Origin of the sequence: Methylotenera mobilis JLW8 (genome assembly GCF_000023705.1) — a bacterium.
In the GTDB taxonomy this organism is placed as follows: domain Bacteria; phylum Pseudomonadota; class Gammaproteobacteria; order Burkholderiales; family Methylophilaceae; genus Methylotenera; species Methylotenera mobilis.
Window position 1 is genome coordinate 1,666,633 of record NC_012968.1, and the last position, 18,324, is coordinate 1,684,956.

Annotated in this window: 15 protein-coding genes; 7 read left to right on the forward strand and 8 right to left on the reverse strand. The window is 45.2% G+C overall.

Annotated features, from left to right (window positions below; translation table 11 throughout):
• The first annotated feature begins 161 nt into the window (after window positions 1-161).
• The 3 genes from lapB (at window position 162) to MMOL_RS12305 (ending at window position 2,821) form a co-directional block, all read left to right on the forward strand.
• Entirely contained in the window at window positions 162-1,334 is a 1,173-nt protein-coding gene (lapB, locus tag MMOL_RS07705) for a lipopolysaccharide assembly protein LapB (RefSeq protein ID WP_015832459.1), read from the forward strand.
• A gap of 16 nt (window positions 1,335-1,350) precedes the next feature.
• The gene (gene pyrF, locus MMOL_RS07710) at window positions 1,351-2,073 is read left to right on the forward strand and encodes an orotidine-5'-phosphate decarboxylase (RefSeq protein ID WP_015832460.1); all 723 of its coding nucleotides are present in this window, start codon (window positions 1,351-1,353) and stop codon (window positions 2,071-2,073) included.
• A gap of 115 nt (window positions 2,074-2,188) precedes the next feature.
• Entirely contained in the window at window positions 2,189-2,821 is a 633-nt protein-coding gene (locus MMOL_RS12305; RefSeq protein ID WP_015832461.1) for a ComEA family DNA-binding protein, read from the forward strand.
• 89 nt (window positions 2,822-2,910) lie between these two features.
• Here MMOL_RS12305 and MMOL_RS07720 read toward each other — a convergent pair whose 3' ends face one another.
• Together MMOL_RS07720 and metG are read right to left on the reverse strand one after the other, a co-directional pair.
• Window positions 2,911-3,360, reverse strand: coding sequence for a glycine zipper domain-containing protein (locus tag MMOL_RS07720; RefSeq protein WP_015832462.1), 450 nt, complete (start codon window positions 3,358-3,360; stop codon window positions 2,911-2,913).
• Window positions 3,361-3,491: 131 nt separating this feature from the next.
• Window positions 3,492-5,564 carry a methionine--tRNA ligase gene (gene metG / locus MMOL_RS07725; protein ID WP_015832463.1) on the reverse strand — a complete coding sequence of 691 codons (2,073 nt, stop codon included), beginning with the start codon at window positions 5,562-5,564 and terminating at the stop codon, window positions 3,492-3,494.
• A 310-nt stretch (window positions 5,565-5,874) separates the two neighbouring features.
• Here metG and apbC point away from each other — a divergent pair, with 310 nt between their 5' ends.
• The gene (apbC, locus tag MMOL_RS07730) at window positions 5,875-6,963 is read left to right on the forward strand and encodes an iron-sulfur cluster carrier protein ApbC (RefSeq protein WP_015832464.1); all 1,089 of its coding nucleotides are present in this window, start codon (window positions 5,875-5,877) and stop codon (window positions 6,961-6,963) included.
• Between the two features lie 159 nt (window positions 6,964-7,122).
• On the opposite strand, the gene pgl is transcribed toward apbC, so the two are convergent.
• The gene (gene pgl, locus MMOL_RS07735; protein ID WP_015832465.1) at window positions 7,123-7,845 is read right to left on the reverse strand and encodes a 6-phosphogluconolactonase; all 723 of its coding nucleotides are present in this window, start codon (window positions 7,843-7,845) and stop codon (window positions 7,123-7,125) included.
• Between the two features lie 175 nt (window positions 7,846-8,020).
• Between pgl and zwf the strand changes: the two genes are divergently transcribed.
• The 3 genes from zwf (at window position 8,021) to MMOL_RS07750 (ending at window position 12,636) form a co-directional block, all read left to right on the forward strand.
• On the forward strand, window positions 8,021-9,526 hold the full coding sequence (gene zwf, locus MMOL_RS07740; RefSeq protein WP_015832466.1) for a glucose-6-phosphate dehydrogenase: 1,506 nt from the start codon (window positions 8,021-8,023) through the stop codon (window positions 9,524-9,526).
• A 157-nt stretch (window positions 9,527-9,683) separates the two neighbouring features.
• Window positions 9,684-10,259: a dCTP deaminase gene (gene dcd / locus MMOL_RS07745; RefSeq protein WP_015832467.1), complete on the forward strand. Its 576-nt coding sequence runs from the start codon at window positions 9,684-9,686 to the stop codon at window positions 10,257-10,259.
• A 136-nt stretch (window positions 10,260-10,395) separates the two neighbouring features.
• Window positions 10,396-12,636, forward strand: coding sequence for an arginine/lysine/ornithine decarboxylase (locus MMOL_RS07750; RefSeq protein WP_015832468.1), 2,241 nt, complete (start codon window positions 10,396-10,398; stop codon window positions 12,634-12,636).
• A gap of 201 nt (window positions 12,637-12,837) precedes the next feature.
• Here the strand turns inward: MMOL_RS07750 and MMOL_RS07755 are convergent, their stop codons facing one another.
• The 5 genes from MMOL_RS07755 to MMOL_RS07775 all read right to left on the reverse strand — a co-directional run bounded on the left by MMOL_RS07755 (window position 12,838) and on the right by MMOL_RS07775 (window position 18,237).
• Complete coding sequence (locus MMOL_RS07755; RefSeq protein WP_015832469.1) at window positions 12,838-13,320, reverse strand: dihydrofolate reductase; 483 nt, start codon at window positions 13,318-13,320, stop codon at window positions 12,838-12,840.
• A gap of 17 nt (window positions 13,321-13,337) precedes the next feature.
• A complete protein-coding gene (locus tag MMOL_RS07760) occupies window positions 13,338-14,132 on the reverse strand; it encodes a thymidylate synthase (RefSeq protein WP_015832470.1) in 795 nt (264 codons plus the stop codon).
• A 69-nt stretch (window positions 14,133-14,201) separates the two neighbouring features.
• Window positions 14,202-15,629 carry a threonine synthase gene (thrC, locus tag MMOL_RS07765; RefSeq protein WP_015832471.1) on the reverse strand — a complete coding sequence of 476 codons (1,428 nt, stop codon included), beginning with the start codon at window positions 15,627-15,629 and terminating at the stop codon, window positions 14,202-14,204.
• Between the two features lie 53 nt (window positions 15,630-15,682).
• On the reverse strand, window positions 15,683-16,993 hold the full coding sequence (locus tag MMOL_RS07770) for a homoserine dehydrogenase (protein WP_015832472.1): 1,311 nt from the start codon (window positions 16,991-16,993) through the stop codon (window positions 15,683-15,685).
• Window positions 16,990-18,237 carry a pyridoxal phosphate-dependent aminotransferase gene (locus MMOL_RS07775; RefSeq protein WP_015832473.1) on the reverse strand — a complete coding sequence of 416 codons (1,248 nt, stop codon included), beginning with the start codon at window positions 18,235-18,237 and terminating at the stop codon, window positions 16,990-16,992. Before MMOL_RS07775 ends, MMOL_RS07770 begins: the two co-directional genes overlap by 4 nt.
• Window positions 18,238-18,324 lie beyond the last annotated feature (87 nt).

Genomic DNA, 18,324 nt, shown 5'->3' on the forward strand with positions numbered 1-18,324 from the left:
ATCTGGTTGCCGTTTTTTTTATGTTGCCATATACAAATAAGGTAAAATGCTAACAAGCTTGGGTTACATACCTTTATCAGGTTAAGTAGCGCATCACCATAGACATGCACACACACAGCACCTAAGCTCACAATCTTAATTAATTAATAAAGTAGAATAAAATGGAATTTGAGTTCTGGTGGCTATTAGCATTACCTTTATTCTTTAGCTTGGGCTGGATAGCCGCACGTGTTGATCTTAAACAACTACTGGCCGAGTCTACCGCCCTCCCCGCCGCCTATTTCAAAGGCTTGAACTTCCTAATTACCAACCAGCATGATAAAGCCATCGAAGCTTTTTCAGAAGCGGTACAAGCCAATACAGACTCACTAGAACTACACTTTGCTTTAGGCAGCCTGTTTAGAAGACGTGGTGAGGTAGATCGTGCTATACACTTACACCTGAATCTACTCACCAAGAAAGAGCTGGAACCACAGCAAAAACTCGCAGTTACCGCAGAGCTTGCGCAGGATTATTTAAAAGCCGGCCTGTTTGACCGCGCTGAAGAACTATTTGAGACTTTAGATGATGACCGTTACCGCCAACCGGCACTGCGTGCACTACTAGAAATTTATGTACGAGAGCGTGAATGGGAGCGTGCTATTAAAGCCGCAACTGAGCTAGAGCGTCTTTCTGGTGTGCCGTTCCGTGTTGAAATCTCACATTACTATTGTGAAATGGCTGTCAAATCTAAACTTGCCAATGACACGCATAGCGCACGCTTTGAGCTAGACCTAGCACTCAGCGCCAACAAAAATTGTGTACGCGCCAATGTATTACTGGGTGACCTGGAAGCTGAGTCCGGCGAGCATAAGGTCGCGATCTCCACCTGGAAGCGCATAGAGTTCCAAAAACCTGAATACTTAGGCTTAATTGCCCCCAAATTACTCGCTAGCTACCGTAATTTAAATGCGACAGCTGAGGGGCTTGCTTTACTCAACACTTATTTGCAAACCTACCAGCTAAACTCATTGCTTAATGTGTTGTATGAGGCAACCTTAGCCGAAGAAGGCGCAGAAAGTGCAGCGAAGCTCGCACGTACCGAATTGATTAAAAAGCCTAGCCTCAATACCTTAGACTTGTTACTGCAGGCGCGGGCTATCGTAGAAACTAACCAACCACAACATAGCAACTTACAAGACACGCAACTGATGCAGCAAGCCGTGCGCCATGCGATTGGCAACAAAACTGCTTATCATTGCGAACAATGCGGTTTTAAAGCCAAATACCATCATTGGCAATGCCCAGCGTGTAACGCATGGGAAGCACTGCCATCAGAACCCACTGCAGTTTAATTAAACGATATATACCATGACGACATCACAAAATACGCCACAATCACACGACCCAAAAATCATCGTTGCGCTTGATTACGCAGATAGCGCCAGTGCACTAAAACTAGTAGCGCAGTTAGACCCTGCGTTATGTCGCTTGAAGGTAGGCAAAGAGCTATTTACCAGTGCAGGCCCGCAGTTTGTTGAATCTCTGGCACGCTCAAATTTTGGCGTGTTTCTAGATTTAAAATTTCATGACATCCCGAACACCGTGGCTAAAGCTTGTTCCGCCGCAAGCAACTTAGGCGTTTGGATGCTGAATGTGCACGCCAGCGGTGGCATGGAAATGATGCAAGCAGCTAAGCAAGCCGTGGATACCAGCGCTAGCAAGCCACTATTAATTGCGGTGACGGTGCTAACCAGTATGAATCAGCAGACTTTAAATCAAATTGGGATTCAAACGGATATCGCCACCCATGTTTTAAATTTAGCAACACTAACGCAGCAAGCCGGTTTGGATGGCGTGGTTTGCTCAGCATTAGAAGCCGAAATATTACGCACAAAACTAGGCAATGATTTTTGCTTGGTCACACCAGGCATTCGCCCTGCCAATGTCAACAAAGACGACCAGTCGCGCGTTGTCACTCCTGCAGATGCACTAAACATGGGGTCTAGCTATCTGGTAATCGGCAGACCTATTACACAAGCAGCAAACCCACTCAAAGCATTAGAGGCGATTCACGCTGAATGTGTGTCTTAGACTTAACCGTTTCAAGCTTGTTTGATGTTGACGGTTTAAGCTATGATGGGCATCGCATTGTTTAAATTTTAAAACAATATTAATGATTAGTCTGATAACTTAACGGAGAATTAAAATGAAAAAAATGTTACTAGCATTATTTGTTTTTTTAGGCTTTAGTATCAGTGCGCTAGCCGCAGTTAACATCAACACTGCAACTCAGGCTGAACTTGAATCCCTCAACGGCATTGGCCCAGTCAAAGCACAGGCAATTATTGACTACCGTAAGAAAAATGGTAATTTCAAATCGGTAGATGATCTCGAAAAAGTAAACGGCGTTGGTGCTGCCACTCTGCAAAGCGTGCGTAAAGATGTTTCAATTAGCGGCAAATCAACAGCCGTAATGGCTGATGCCAAGGCTAACGATAGCAAGCCTGCTAAAGGCCCTAAAGCGGTAGGTAATGAAAAGGCAGCGGCAGCAGGTAAAACTGCCGATACCAAAGATGCGAAAGCAACCACCGAGAAAAAAGCTGCTAAAGCAGATAAACCAGCTAAAGAATCGCAAGCAGTGGGTACAGAAAAAGCAGCAACTGCAGGCAAAACAGCTGATGTAAAAGAAGCCAAAGCTGCGAAAACCGATACAGCTAAAGAAGAAAAAGCTGCCAAGTCTGACAAAAAAGAGTCGAAAGCAACAGAGACTAAAACAGAAAGCAAAGCTAAGAAATCAACCAAAGCTGACAAAAAAGCTGCTGCTGATAAAAAAGAATAGTTTTAAACAACAATAAAAAAGCCGCTAATTGCGGCTTTTTTATTGGTTGAATTTTTTATAGATTCAATCTGATTAAACGACTCAATCTATTAGTCATCATGGCCTTGATGTCTGTGTTTGTAGTGACCTTTACCATGTTTGTGCTTACGCTTGTAATCACCACCGGTTCTAGGTCCTGGTTCATCAATCACTTTACCTACTACCGCACCACCAGCACCACCTGCTGCTGCACCCACCACAGCACCTGCCGTGCTACCACTCACTTGGCGGCCTACATAAGCTCCGCCTGCACCACCTGCTGCGCCACCAATCACTGCACCAGCCTGACCTTTACCTTTAGTCGTCACAGCACCACCTAGGCCGCCACCAACCGCGCCGCCTATCACCTCACCGGTGCTACCACCCACCACGCTGCCAATAGCAGTGCCTGCGGCTGCACCTAAACCACCGCCAATTGCTGTTTTGGCATTGCTATCCGCAGCCATTGCTTGCCCTGAGATCATAAGAGCTGCCAGTAACATAGCATTAATTAACTTCATAGAAATTCCCTTTATTAATTTAAATCGGCCTGTGTGGCTACACCACACAAGCTTAAACTTTATTCATATCGCCAGTAATTTATTCTAACCTTCCTGTAGATTACCCACAGGAAAATAAGTTTAATAAATCTTTATTTAACACGCATACCTGCTTGTGCACCGCTGTCCGGGCTTAAAATATACGGGCCGCCACGCTCATCACTAGCCGCCAGCACCATCCCCTCACTCATACCAAACTTCATTTTACGCGGTGCTAGGTTGGCCACCATTACCGTCAAGCGCCCCACCAGACTGGCAGGATCATAGGCAGACTTAATACCGGCGAACACTTGGCGTGGCTTATCCTCACCAATATCGAGGCTAAGTTTTAGCAGTTTCTCCGCACCTTCCACATGCTCTGCATTCACGATTTTGGCAATGCGCAAATCCACCTTAGTAAAATCATCAATGCTAATGTATTCGGCCTCTACTGCATCAGTACTCGCTGCTTGCTGATGTTCGGCATGGCGTTGCTGAGAGTGTGCTGCCGGTGTTGGCGTTACTTGTAGATTCTCTTTATTCGCCTCTGTCATGGCTTCAACCTGCTTGCCATCCACGCGTGTAATTAAATGCTCATAGGCATTGATTGCATGTTGCGGCAATAAGGAGTTTGCGACGGCATCCCAAGTTAATGGCGCGATATTCAAGAACTGCTCAATCTCACCAGCCAGTTTTGGCAACACTGGTTTCAAGTACAAGGTAAGCAAGCGGAACATTTCTAAAGCATCAGAGCACACTTGTTGCAACGCGGCATCTTGCCCTTCTTGCTTAGCCATTACCCACGGTGCTTTTTCAGCCACGAAGCCATTGGCAACATCAGCTAAGCGCATAATCTCACGCAAAGCTTTGCTGTACTCACGCTCACTATAGCTCTCAGCAAGTGTTGCAGCAGAGGCTTTAATTTCAGCAATCACTGGGTTATTTGCCGATGGGTTTAATTTCCCTTCAAAACGCTTATTGATAAAGCCAGCGGTTCTACTCGCAATATTGATGTATTTACCCACCAAATCACTGTTCACACGAGCGACAAAATCTTCCAAATTCAGATCGATATCTTCCATTGTGCTATTTAATTTAGCTGCGTAGTAATAGCGTAAATACTCTGGGGTCTTAATATGCTCTAAATAGCTACGCGCTGTGATAAACGTGCCGCGTGACTTACTCATTTTCTCGCCATTTACGGTTAAGAAGCCATGCGCAAAAATTTGTGTAGGTTTACGGTGCTCAGAATACTCTAAGGTCGCCGGCCAGAACAAAGCATGGAAATATAAAATATCCTTGCCAATAAAGTGATACAGCTCAGTTTTACTATCTTTTTGCCAATACTCATCGAAATCCAGACCTATGGTTTCGCATAGCTTTTTGAAGCTAGCCATGTAGCCGATTGGCGCATCTAGCCACACATAAAAATACTTTCCTGGTGCATCCGGGATTTCAAAACCAAAATAAGGTGCATCACGGGAAATATCCCAATCATTCAGGCCATTTTCAAACCACTCACCCATTTTATTGGCTGCTTCACCTTGCAACGTACCAGAGCGTGTCCAATCACGTAAAAACTGCTCGCATTCGGAGAGTTTAAAGAAATAGTGCTCGGTCTCCTTACGCACTGGTGTCGCACCAGAAACCGCTGAATAGGCATTAATCAGCTCTGTCGGGTTATAGGTGGCGCCACACACTTCACAGCTATCACCGTATTGGTCTTTAGCGTGACACTTAGGGCACTCACCTTTAATAAAGCGGTCTGGCAAGAACATGTTTTTGACTGGGTCATAAAACTGTTCGATAGTCTTGGTGGAGATTTTGCCTGCTGCTTTTAGTTTTTTGTAAATACTTTGCGAAAGCTCTTTATTCTCAGGTGCATTGGTTGAATAGTAGTTATCAAACTGTACCAAAAACTCTGAAAAATCAGCAGCATGCTCTTTGTGTACGTTGGCAATTAACGCTTCTGGTGTAATGCCCTGTTTTTCTGCACGCAACATAATAGGCGTACCGTGTGTGTCATCAGCACATACATAATGCACATGATGGCCTTGCATTTTATGAAAACGTACCCAGATATCAGTCTGGATATATTCCACCAAGTGGCCTAAATGAATACTGCCGTTTGCGTACGGCAGCGCTGAAGTAACTAGAATTTTGCGAGGATTGTTTGCTGTTGCCATGAGATAAATGAATCTATTGAGCTAAATCCGTATTCTAACAAATGCAGCATGGTTCACCCAGCAATGATTACTGTTTTTCCGCCTATGCTTACTATTTTTAAAGTACAGATTCAATTAATCACTACCAGCATAGAGTTTATGCAAAAGTTCGGCTGAAAACTTACAAGGCAACACTGCAAATTAAGTTAAAATAACCGATGAATTTACTCAAGTTATAAAACTTACTGCAAGTTATAAAACTTACTGCACCTTATAAACATATTGCATAAACATACTGCATCACCCAATATTAAAGTCAGGAATTAACAACATGGCAATTTCAGAACTACTCATTCAAAGCACCTTAAAACTATGTATAGATCCGAACACGGGCAAAGACTTTGTGAGCAGTAAATCCGCAAGAAATATCAAAGTAGATGGCAACGACGTCAGCGTAGATATCGTACTGGGCTACCCGGCCAAATCGGTTGAAGCAGATATACAGAATCTAGTAGCGCAGGCGCTGTTAGCGATTGAAGGCATAGGCAGGGTTGCCGTGCATGTCAGCAGCAAAATCGTGGCGCATAAAGCACAGCAAGGCGTGACCTTACTGCCTAACGTTAAAAATATTATCGCAGTTGCCTCCGGCAAAGGCGGCGTAGGTAAATCTACAACTTCCGTCAACTTGGCATTAGCCCTGGCGGTTGAAGGCGCTAGCGTAGGTTTGCTAGATGCTGATATCTACGGCCCTAGCCAACCGCAAATGCTTGGCATCAGCGGCCGACCAGAAAGCCTAGATGGTAAAAGCATGGAGCCGATGGAAGCACACGGCATACAGGCTATGTCTATCGGCTTCTTAATTGATACCGACACCCCGATGGTATGGCGCGGCCCAATGGTGACCGGCGCATTAGAGCAACTACTGCGTGATACCAAATGGCGCGATCTCGATTACCTGGTGATTGATTTACCACCTGGTACCGGTGACATTCAGCTGACATTAGCGCAGAAAATACCGGTGACCGGCGCAATTATCGTGACTACACCGCAAGACATCGCGTTACTTGATGCACGCAAAGGCCTCAAAATGTTTGAGAAAGTCAGCATTCCTATTTTAGGTATTGTTGAAAACATGAGCACACACATCTGCTCTAATTGCGGCCATGAAGAGCATATCTTTGGCGCTGGTGGCGGGGAATTGATGGCAAAAGATTACAACGTGGACTTATTGGGTTCATTGCCACTGGATATTGATATTCGTTTGCAAGCTGACAGCGGCAAACCCACCGTTACGGCCAACCCAGATTCAAAAGTAGCAAATATCTACAAGGAAATTGCACGCAAAGCGGCGATTAAGATTGCTAATGCGAGCCTGGACTACAGCGGAAAATTCCCTAATATTGTCATCCAAAATACCTAATAAAATATTAAGAATATATTTAGGTAACAAATGCTAGGCGACTAATCGCCTAGCGACACCCCAACTGTGAATGAGCAGCTAGGGTGTAGAAAAAACTAAACCCCAATTACTTAAGCAAGGTAATTGGGGTTTAAATTTATAATGTCTTAATACTTTAAATTAAAACTGTACACCAAAGCTATACACATCCACACCACACGCTGGCGCAACCAAAGTTGCCGGAATCGCAACACCATTTAACCAGTTATTTACCGCATCCTGCTTACCAGCACCGGTCACCAGAAAAATGACATGATGTGTATTATCCAAACGACTTTGACTAATGGTCACACGCTCAGCTGGCGGTTTAGGTGAGTTAAATACAGGCACGGCATCCGCGCTGTTATCCACGGCTTGATTTGGGAACAAGCTAGCAGTATGGCCATCTTCACCCAAGCCTAAAATCACCAAGTCAAACGTACGCACACCAGCTAGGGTTTGTGCATAGGCTTTTGCACCTTCAACATTGCCTAGCTCGGCCGGGATATCATGAATCTGATTGGCTGGAATCGCCACATGGTTTAACCATGCGTCGCGTGCCATTTTGCTGTTGCGATCTACATGGTCCGCAGGCAAGCAGCGGTCATCGTTGTGGTACACATGCCAATTGGCCCAATCTGCATTTTCTTTAGCCAACAACTGATAAACGCTTTTTGGCGTGCTACCGCCAGCCAGTACAATTAAAAAACTACCGTATTTTTTAATTGCCTCATCGGCCGTTTGCAAGATACTTTTCAAGGTCGCTTGATTGATTTCATCCTGCGAATTAAAACGGTACCAGCGTGTATGCTGATTATTCGCTAAAGTAAGTGATTTAACTTCAAGTGTTTGTGTGGTTTGCATAAAACAGTGCTGCCTTTTTCGGTATAATTACATTAATTCGTTTAAAGGCGCTATTTTAACCTGAGTGCTTCATAAAGTTGCGAAATTATGAAGCAATCCAGTGAATATGAAAATCTGGCGAATATGAAATAGCCCCTCAGTATTTACAAAAACCTATTTAAGAAAGTTTGAAATAATGGCAAAAAAAATAGATCCTTGTACCTTGGTGCTGTTTGGCGCGAGCGGTAACTTATCTCGCATCAAACTAATGCCTGGTTTGTTTCGCCTAGATGCAGCTGGCCGCTTACCGGAACACATGGTAATTCTTTCTGTGGGCCGCGGTGAAGTGTCGCGCGAAGACTGGCAAGCCGATGTTAAAGGTATGTTGGATGCCAAATTCAAAAACGGTTACGACCAAAAAGTGTTCGAGCGTTTTATCGCACGTAACCACTACCATGCAAACCCACCTAATGACCCTAACGCTTACAAAAAGCTGCAGGAAAGACTGGCAGATACAGCCATCTACCCACAAAACCTGGCTTACTTCCTATCAGTACGCCCAACCGATTTCGCACCGATTGTGGAAGAGCTATCAAAAGTTGGCCTTGTGGATGAAAGCCAATACTGGCGCCGTGTGCTGATTGAGAAACCATTTGGTACCGACTTACCAAGCGCACAAGCATTGCAGGCCGAGCTGACCAAACACCTCAAAGAGAGCCAAATCTACCGTATTGACCACTACTTAGGTAAATCTGCATTACAAAACGTGATGCTGACACGCTTTGCAAACGCGATGTTTGAGCCATTATGGAACAATGAGCACATTGACCACGTGCAAATCACCAACAACGAAACCCTAGGCGTTGGCGACCGCACGACATTCTACGATGCTACTGGCGCCCTACGCGACATGGTACAAAGCCACTTGCTACAAACATTAGCACTAGTTGCCATGGAAAAGCCGCAAGACTTGAGCCCGGAGAGCATTCGCGCTGAGAAAATCAAGCTGTTAGAAGCTATCCGCCCGATTCCAGTGAACGAACTTAGCAAACACGCATTCCGTGCGCAATACAAAGCCGGCCGCGTACAAGCCGGTGATGGCCATGGCGAAAACGTAACAGGTTACTTGGAAGAGCTAGCACGCGATGGCGTAACTGAAAGCGTGACAGAAACTTACGCTGCGCTGAAACTGTTTATTGATAACCCGCGCTGGAAAGGCGTGCCGTTCTACGTGCGCACCGCTAAACGCATGCACGAAGGCAACACCGCGATTTCTATCCGATTCAAAAAAGCACCTATGCAATTGGTAGAAGGCCAACACCAAAACTGGCTAACACTGAATATTCAGCCACGTGAATGCATCAAAATGGAAATCGAATCTAAGATTCCAGGTTTGGACGTTGCAACACGCACGCTGAGCATTGATGCACCACAACGCCAACAAGGTGATGAAACTATCGATTCTTACGAATCTTTAATGCTGAACTTGATGGAAGGCGACCCATCACTTTACTTGCACATCAGTGAAGTTGAAGCACAATGGCGCTTGGTTGACCCTGTGGTAAAAGCTTGGATGGCTGACAAGTCACCAGTACATCAATACCCAGCTGGTAGCCGTGACCCACAAGAATCTAGCGTGATTTTTGAATCTGAAGATCAATTCTGGCGCTACAGCATTGAATTAGGTGGCGACAAACACTAAGCTGCTATTTCGCTTAATAAAGCGTTTTTACAAACCTCACAACTTATTCAATAAGTGTGAGGTTTTTTTCATTGTAAAACCTATAATTTCTCCTTGTAATTCAGCGGTTAGGCCTTATAATTCGATTCACTTTAAACCTCTATCAATTTAAACAATTATGAGCATTAAATCAGACAAATGGATTCGCCGCATGGCAGAACAACACGGCATGATAGAGCCATTTGAGCCTAATCAAGTCAAAATGAATGCGGCAGGCGAACGCATGGTGTCTTACGGTACCTCTAGCTATGGCTACGATATCCGCTGCTCAAGAGAATTTAAGTTATTTACCAACCTCAACAGTACCATTGTGGATCCAAAAAACTTTGATCCAAATTCTTTTGTTGAAGTAAATGCAGACTACTGCATTATTCCGCCAAACTCATTTGCTTTAGCGCGCACAGTGGAATACTTCCGCATTCCACGCAACGTACTTACCGTGTGCTTGGGCAAATCCACCTACGCGCGTTGCGGCATCATTGTGAACGTAACACCGTTTGAACCAGAGTGGGAAGGCTATGTCACATTAGAGTTCAGCAACACTACTCCACTGCCAGCTAAGATTTATGCAAATGAAGGTTGCGCGCAAGTGTTGTTCTTTGAAGCTGATGCAGATGATGTTTGCGAAACCAGCTATAAAGACCGTGGCGGTAAGTACCAAGGTCAAGTTGGCGTGACGCTACCAAAAATCTAACATTGAGGTGCTCTTAGGCACTGAGTTCCACATTACGGCGAGAAGCAGCCTAACAGCTGAGCTAAGCGTATTAATAGATTAAGAGTAAGCGGCGCTTATTTAAGCCGCGCTCACCATATAATTTAAAGGCATTTGAATGAAATTTCGTTTCCCTGTCATTATTATTGACGAAGACTTCCGCTCAGAGAACTCATCCGGTTTAGGTATTCGCGTACTGGCCAAAGCCATTGAAGAAGAAGGCACCGAAGTGTTGGGTGTGACCAGCTACGGTGACCTAACCTCGTTTGCACAGCAGCAAAGCCGCGCCTCAGCGTTCATTTTATCGATTGATGATGAAGAGTTTATCGAGGAAAAACCAGAGGCGATTGAGCAACTACGTAAGTTTGTAGCAGAGATTCGTTACCGCAACGAAGAAATCCCAATTTTCCTGCACGGTGAAACACGTACCTCGCGCCATATCCCGAATGATGTATTACGTGAACTGCATGGCTTTATTCATATGAATGAAGATACGCCAGAGTTCGTAGCACGCTTAATCATTCGCGAAGCCAAAGCTTATTTAGATAGCCTGCCACCACCGTTTTTTAAAGCACTTACGCACTATGCGGCGGATGGCTCTTACTCATGGCACTGCCCTGGTCACTCAGGCGGCGTGGCATTCTTAAAATCACCTGTTGGCCAAATGTTCCACCAGTTTTTTGGCGAGAATATGCTACGTGCCGACGTATGTAACGCCGTAGATGAGTTAGGCCAACTGTTAGACCACACCGGCCCGGTCGCCGCTTCTGAGCGCAATGCCGCACGTATCTACAACTGTGACCATCTATACTTTGTGACTAACGGTACGTCTACCTCCAACAAAATGGTGTGGAACTCAACCGTAGCGCCAGGTGACGTGGTAGTGGTTGACCGTAACTGCCATAAGTCGGTATTGCACTCCATCATCATGACTGGCGCAATCCCTGTGTTCCTGATGCCGACACGTAACCACTTCGGTATTATCGGCCCGATTCCGAAAAGCGAATTTTCTTGGGAAAACATCCAGAAGAAAATCGAGCGCAACCCATTTGCAATCGATAAGAACGTAAAACCGCGTGTACTTACTATCACGCAATCTACCTATGACGGTGTGTTGTACAACGTAGAAGAAATCAAAGAAATGCTGGATGGCAAGATCGACACCCTGCACTTTGATGAGGCTTGGTTACCACACGCTACTTTCCACGACTTCTATGGTGATTACCACGCGATTGGCGCAGATCGCCCACGCTGTAAAGAGTCTATGGTGTTTTCAACGCAATCCACCCACAAATTGCTAGCAGGCTTGTCACAAGCCTCGCAAATTCTGGTGCAGGATGCAGAAAACAACCAGCTGGATCGTGACGTGTTTAACGAAGCGTACCTCATGCACACCTCTACTAGCCCGCAATACTCTATCGTCGCGAGTATAGACGTAGCTGCAGCCATGATGGAAGCACCAGGCGGCACCGCATTGGTTGAAGAGTCTATTATGGAAGCCTTAGACTTCCGCCGCGCAATGCGCAAAGTGGATGAAGAATGGGGTACCGACTGGTGGTTTAAAGTATGGGGTCCAAACGACCTTTCAGAAGAAGGCATTGAAGAGCGCGACGCGTGGATGCTGAAAGCCAACGAAGGCTGGCACGGCTTTGGTAACCTAGCAGAAGGCTTTAACATGCTAGATCCGATCAAAGCCACTATCATCACGCCAGGCTTGGATATTCACGGTGACTTCTCTGATGAGTTTGGCATTCCAGCCGCCATTGTGACCAAATACTTGGCAGAGCACGGTGTGATTGTTGAAAAAACCGGCTTGTATTCATTCTTCATCATGTTCACCATCGGCATCACCAAAGGCCGCTGGAACACCATGGTAGCCGCGCTACAGCAATTTAAAGATGATTACGACAAGAACCAGCCATTATGGAAAGTCTTGCCAGAGTTCGTACAAAAAAACCCACGTTACGAGCGCTTAGGCCTGCGTGATTTATGTGCACAAATTCATGGTGTCTACAAAGCTAACGACGTGGCACGTTTGACGACAGAAATGTACCTGTCAGACATGGTGCCGGCAATGAAACCAACCGACGCTTTTGCTAAGATGGCACATCGCAAGATTGACCGTGTAGCGATTGATGAGCTTGAAGACCGCATTACGGCAGTATTGTTAACGCCTTACCCACCAGGCATTCCATTGCTGATTCCTGGTGAACGCTTCAACAAGATTATTGTGAACTACCTGAAGTTTGCCCGTGAGTTTAACGAACGCTTCCCAGGCTTTGAGACTGACGTGCACGGTCTGGTAAAACAAGTGGTGGATGGTAAAGCAACCTACTACGTGGATTGTGTAGCGCAATAACTAGCACCGCTCTATAGATAAAGTGAGGCTTTAGTTACATCTAGCTAAAGCCTCACCAACCCCTTACCTAAACACTATTTAACCAAGCAAGCATGATACGTGAGTTCAGTCCGCTTTATAAGGGTCTACTGCAACCAATATTAGAGGTAGATTAAACTGAAGTATGGACAATGCAGGTAAATTAAGGAAAAGCAAACTATGCTACTTACGCACGTAAGTAGCATAGTTGAAGTTCAAGCCTTTTTCAGAAGTATGTGTTTCGCGTTCAGTTTCCAGCCATTCGTCAGATACTAACGCGGGGAAAAACGCATCCCCCACTACATCTAATTCAATTTCAGTAATGTATAGCTTTTGTGCAAGTTTGAGGCCTGCTTGATACAACTCGGCACCACCGATTAGAAACACTTCATCATCGCCCTTACATAAGGCAATAGCATCATCCAACGAGTTAGCTACCAGCGCACCTTCTACTTGGTAATTTTCATTGCGTGTCACGATGACGGTAGTACGCCCAGGCAATAAGCGCCCAAGAGAATCATAGGTCTTACGACCCATAATAATATGATGCCCCATGGTAAGCGCTCTAAAGCGCTTTAAATCCTCTGGCAGATGCCAAGGCAAGGTGTTGTTGACACCGATTACACGGTCATGCGCAACCGCTACGATAATTGAAAGTTGAGTCATTACTGATATGCCGCCAGTTAAACAGCGACTTGGCCTTTAATTGGGGGGTGCGGATCATACCCTTCTAAGGTGAAATCTTCAAACTTAAAGCTGAAAATATCTTTTACTTCTGGGTTGATACGCATAGTTGGCAATGGTCGTGGGTCACGTTGCAACTGCTCATGCATTTGCTCAAAATGGTTCGAGTAAATATGCGCATCGCCCAGCGTATGCACAAAATCGCCTAATTTCAGGCCACAAACCTGCGCTACCATCATCGTGAGCAAAGCATATGAAGCGATGTTAAAAGGCACCCCCAAGAAGATATCGGCACTACGTTGATATAATTGGCAGCTCAACTTACCATTAGCTACATAAAACTGAAAGAATGCATGGCAAGGCGGAAGTTTCATTTGATCCACGTCCGCTACGTTCCAAGCTGAAACGATTAAGCGACGTGAATCCGGGTTATTTTTAATACTATTGACCACTTGTGCAATCTGGTCGATATGCGAACCATCTGGCTTAGGCCAGTTGCGCCATTGGTAGCCATATACCGGGCCTAGGTTACCATTTTCATCAGCCCACTCGTCCCAGATGCGTACGCCGTTTTCTTTTAGGTATGCAATATTGGTGCTGCCCTGTAGAAACCAGAGCAATTCGTGAATAATCGACTTTAAGTGTACTTTTTTAGTGGTAAGAAGAGGAAAACCTTCTGCCAGATTGAAGCGCATTTGGTAGCCAAATACAGAAACTGTACCGGTACCGGTGCGGTCTTCTTTTTTATTGCCATGCTCAAACACATGTTGCACTAAGTCGATGTATTGTTTCATCTATTCTCCGTCACCCTAGGCTCCGTTACCATGATACTTATCATTCTGGCTTAAACCAGAATGATAGAATTAAACGTTTTTAACAATAAATGTTTTGATATCTGCCGCACTCGCATCCATCACAGTAAATTTCTGCGGTAACGATTCAATCCCGTTCAACGCAGCTGGACGCTCTGGTGCCTGACCTAGCGCTTCTACGATAGAATCTTCAAACTTGGCTGGCAATGCAGTTTCTAGCACCACCATCGGTACGTTTGCATCCAAATGCTCGTATGCAACTTTCAAGCCGTCAGCAGTGTGTGTATCTATCACTACCTCGTATTTGGCTTTAGTATCGCGTATGGTTTGCATACGATGTGCATGATTGCTGCTGCCTGATACAAATCCATAATCTGCAATTTTTGCAAAATAGCCATCAGCGTTTAAATCAAAGCTGTTACCGCCGTCAACTTTCGCCCATAGTGCGCGGGTTTTATCGCTATCACGTCCCACTAAATCAAACACAAAACGCTCAAAGTTAGAGGCCTTGCTAATGTCCATAGAAGGGCTAGAAGTATGGTAGGTGTTAGCTGAACCGCGTGGGCTATATACACCGGTTTTGAAGAATTCGTCTAACACGTCGTTTTCATTGGTTGCCACCACTAGTTTATCAATCGGCAAACCCATCATGCGCGCAATGTGACCAGCGCATACGTTACCAAAGTTACCAGACGGCACAGAAAAGCTAACCTTTTGGCTGTTATTCTGCGTCACAGCTAAATAACCTTTGAAGTAATAAACCACTTGCGCAACGATACGACCCCAGTTGATAGAGTTCACTGCGCCTATTTTATATTCCGATTTAAATGCTGCGTCATTCGATACGGCTTTTACCATATCCTGGCAATCATCAAACACGCCGTTGACTGCGATATTGTAGATGTTGTCATCTTGCAGACTGAACATCTGCGCAGTTTGGAAACGGCTCATTTTTTTATGCGGTGATAGCATAAACACACGAATGCCTTTTTTACCGCGCATTGCATATTCAGCAGCAGAACCGGTATCACCAGAAGTTGCACCTAAGATATTGGTGGTTTTACCTTCTTTGGTGAGCACATATTCAAACAAGTTACCCAGCAACTGCATGGCCATGTCTTTAAACGCCAATGTAGGGCCGTTAGAAAGGCTGAGCAGATATAGATTATCTTTCAGCTTTAAGGTTGGCGTAATATCTGCAGCATCTTGGCCAGCACGGCTAAACGCATACACATCAGCACGGTAAGTTTTATCAATAATCGCTTTTAAATCTGCAGCAGGAATATCGTCAACAAAGCGCGATAAGATGGCAAATGCTAAATCTGCGTATGACAAACCACGTAATGCTGTTAAATCAGCATCATTGAATTGCGGGTAGGTTTCTGGCAGATACAAACCGCCGTCCGGTGCTAGGCCGCCCAATAAAATTTGGCTAAAACTTAAAGCAGGCGATTGCCCGCGTGTTGATATGTATTTCATTTAATCTCTCGTACTTCCGTCACCCCAGTATAGATTGAGGTGACGATTAATCATTATTTGGCAAGCTCTTCCATACGGATGCGCACAACTTTACCAGTAATCGCTTCTAACGCTTCGATTGCGGCAATCGCGGCATTCATGTTTTTCTCAACAGTGATATGCGTCAAGATCACGATATCTGCTTCTGTTTCGTTTTCATCCGGCTCTTTTTGCAGCATGGCATCAATAGAGATGCTACGGTCACCTAAAATCTTAGTCACATCGGCAAGCACACCTGGTTTATCACTCGCACGTAAACGCAGGTAGTAAGCACTTTGCACTTCTTCAATCGGTAAAATTGCCAAGTCTTGCACTTGTTCTGGCTGGAACGCTAGATAAGGCACACGCTGTGCGCTGGTTGCATCAATCAAACGTGCCACATCCATCAAATCAGCTACTACCGCACTGGCTGTAGGCTCTGCACCGGCACCAGCACCGTAATAAAGTGTTGGGCCTACTGCATCACCCTTCACTACCACAGCGTTCATGGCACCATTTACATTCGCCACTAAGCGTTTCTCTGGAATTAAAGTCGGGTGCACGCGCAGTTCAACACCGCTGTCGCTACGCTTGGTAATACCAAGCAACTTCACGCGATAGCCTAGCTCTTCAGCGTACTTGATATCTACTTGCTCTAATTTAGTAATGCCCTCTGTGTACGCCTGCTCAAACTTCATCGGCATACCAAAAGCAATCGCAGACATAATGGTGAGTTTATGTGCCGCATCAATGCCTTCAACGTCAAAGGTAGGGTCTGCTTCGGCATAGCCTAAGCGTTGCGCTTCGCCCAACACATCAGCAAAGTTCAAGCCTTTTTCACGCATTTCGGTCAGAATGAAGTTAGTAGTGCCATTGATAATACCAGCCACCCACTCTACTCGATTGGCACCCAATCCTTCGCGTAACGCTTTAATGATAGGGATACCACCAGCCACTGCGGCTTCAAACGCCACAATCACATGGTTTGCTTTCGCAGCAGCAAAAATCTCATTACCGTGCAAAGCAATCAGTGCCTTGTTGGCTGTGACCACATGTTTTTTATTCGCAATCGCCTTTAACACTAGCTCGCGGCTCAAGGTGTAGCCGCCAATCAATTCGACCACCACATCTACTGCTGGATTATTCACCACAGCAAATGCATCATCTGTTACTTCAACGTCAGCAGCCAATGCTTTGGCATTAGCCAAGTTTCTATCTGCCACCTGCACCACATTGATTGCCACACCGGTGCGGCGTGTAATTTCAGATGCATTGCGTTTTAATACTGTATACGTACCACCGCCTACTGTGCCTAAGCCCAATATTCCAACATTTAACTGTTTCAAGCTTTTGCTCCATCTAATTTTGATTCATGCTTTTTTCTGTAATTCTCTAAGAACCTGGCAATACGTTTAATCGCCTCGGTCAAATCATCCACATTCGGTAAGAACACCACGCGGAAGTGATCTGGCGTCTTCCAATTAAAACCAGTACCTTGCACTAAAAGCACTTTTTCTTCTAACAACAAGTCCAGAATGAATTTTTGGTCATCCTCAATCGGATACACTTTTGGATCTAACTTTGGAAACAAATACATCGCTGCTTGTGGCTTGGTACAAGTCACGCCGGGAATTGCGGTAAGCAACTCATAAGCAACATCACGCTGTTTGCACAAGCGACCTTCTGGCGCGACTAAATCATCAATACTTTGGTAACCACCTAAAGCAGTTTGTATCGCTAACTGACCAGGCACGTTGGCACACAAACGCATTGAAGCCAGCATATTCAGGCCTTCTATGTAATCTTGCGCATGTTTTTTCTCACCGCTTAAAATCATCCAGCCTGCGCGATAGCCGCAAGTACGGTAATTTTTTGATAGGCCGTTGAATGTCACAAACAGCACATCATCAGCAAGTGACGCAATCGAGGTATGCTCATTACCATCGTATAAAACTTTATCGTAGATTTCATCTGCAAAAATGACTAAGCCATGGTGGCGGGCAATTTCCACAATACCCTCTAAAATCTCACGCGGGTATAGCGCACCGGTAGGATTGTTAGGGTTAATCACCACAATGCCGCGCGTATTAGCCGTGATTTTTGACTCGATATCCTTGAGATTAGGCATCCAGCCAGATTCTTCATCACACAGATAGTGACGTGCCGTACCGCCTGCCAAGGTAACCGCAGCCGTCCATAATGGATAGTCTGGCATTGGTACCAAAATCTGGTCACCATTATTTAACAAGCCCTGCATCGACATCACAATCAGCTCAGACACACCGTTACCAATAAAGATATCATCAACAGTCACGCCTTTGATATGTTTACTTTGCGTGTAATGCATGATGGATTTGCGTGGCTCAAACAGGCCTTTACTATCGGTATAGCCACCAGCTTTGGCCATGTTACGAATCACATCCTGTTGAATCTCTTCAGGCACTTCAAACCCGAACGAGGCAGGATTACCAATATTAAGCTTGATGATATGATGGCCGTCTTCTTCCATCTCGCGCGCACGCTGGAGCACGGGGCCGCGAATGTCGTAACAGACATTGTTAAGTTTATTAGATTTATGTAAAGGCTGCATAATGCGTGAATTCGTGCTTAAAAAAGCTTATTAGTGAAAGGCATTAGTTTACATTAGAATGAGGCTTACGTTCAATTAAGCCTCAGA

Excerpts from the sequence above, each read along its gene's own strand:
- MMOL_RS07760 (WP_015832470.1), bottom strand. The coding sequence starts at position 14,132 with ATGAAACAATACATCGACTTAGTGCAACATGTGTTTGAGCATGGCAAT.
- pgl (WP_015832465.1), bottom strand. The coding sequence starts at position 7,845 with ATGCAAACCACACAAACACTTGAAGTTAAATCACTTACTTTAGCGAAT.
- MMOL_RS07750 (WP_015832468.1), top strand. The coding sequence starts at position 10,396 with ATGAAATTTCGTTTCCCTGTCATTATTATTGACGAAGACTTCCGCTCA.
- MMOL_RS07755 (WP_015832469.1), bottom strand. The coding sequence starts at position 13,320 with ATGACTCAACTTTCAATTATCGTAGCGGTTGCGCATGACCGTGTAATC.
- MMOL_RS12305 (WP_015832461.1), top strand. The coding sequence starts at position 2,189 with ATGAAAAAAATGTTACTAGCATTATTTGTTTTTTTAGGCTTTAGTATC.
- MMOL_RS07720 (WP_015832462.1), bottom strand. The coding sequence starts at position 3,360 with ATGAAGTTAATTAATGCTATGTTACTGGCAGCTCTTATGATCTCAGGG.
- dcd (WP_015832467.1), top strand. The coding sequence starts at position 9,684 with ATGAGCATTAAATCAGACAAATGGATTCGCCGCATGGCAGAACAACAC.
- metG (WP_015832463.1), bottom strand. The coding sequence starts at position 5,564 with ATGGCAACAGCAAACAATCCTCGCAAAATTCTAGTTACTTCAGCGCTG.
- zwf (WP_015832466.1), top strand. The coding sequence starts at position 8,021 with ATGGCAAAAAAAATAGATCCTTGTACCTTGGTGCTGTTTGGCGCGAGC.
- lapB (WP_015832459.1), top strand. The coding sequence starts at position 162 with ATGGAATTTGAGTTCTGGTGGCTATTAGCATTACCTTTATTCTTTAGC.
- pyrF (WP_015832460.1), top strand. The coding sequence starts at position 1,351 with ATGACGACATCACAAAATACGCCACAATCACACGACCCAAAAATCATC.
- apbC (WP_015832464.1), top strand. The coding sequence starts at position 5,875 with ATGGCAATTTCAGAACTACTCATTCAAAGCACCTTAAAACTATGTATA.
- thrC (WP_015832471.1), bottom strand. The coding sequence starts at position 15,629 with ATGAAATACATATCAACACGCGGGCAATCGCCTGCTTTAAGTTTTAGC.
- MMOL_RS07775 (WP_015832473.1), bottom strand. The coding sequence starts at position 18,237 with ATGCAGCCTTTACATAAATCTAATAAACTTAACAATGTCTGTTACGAC.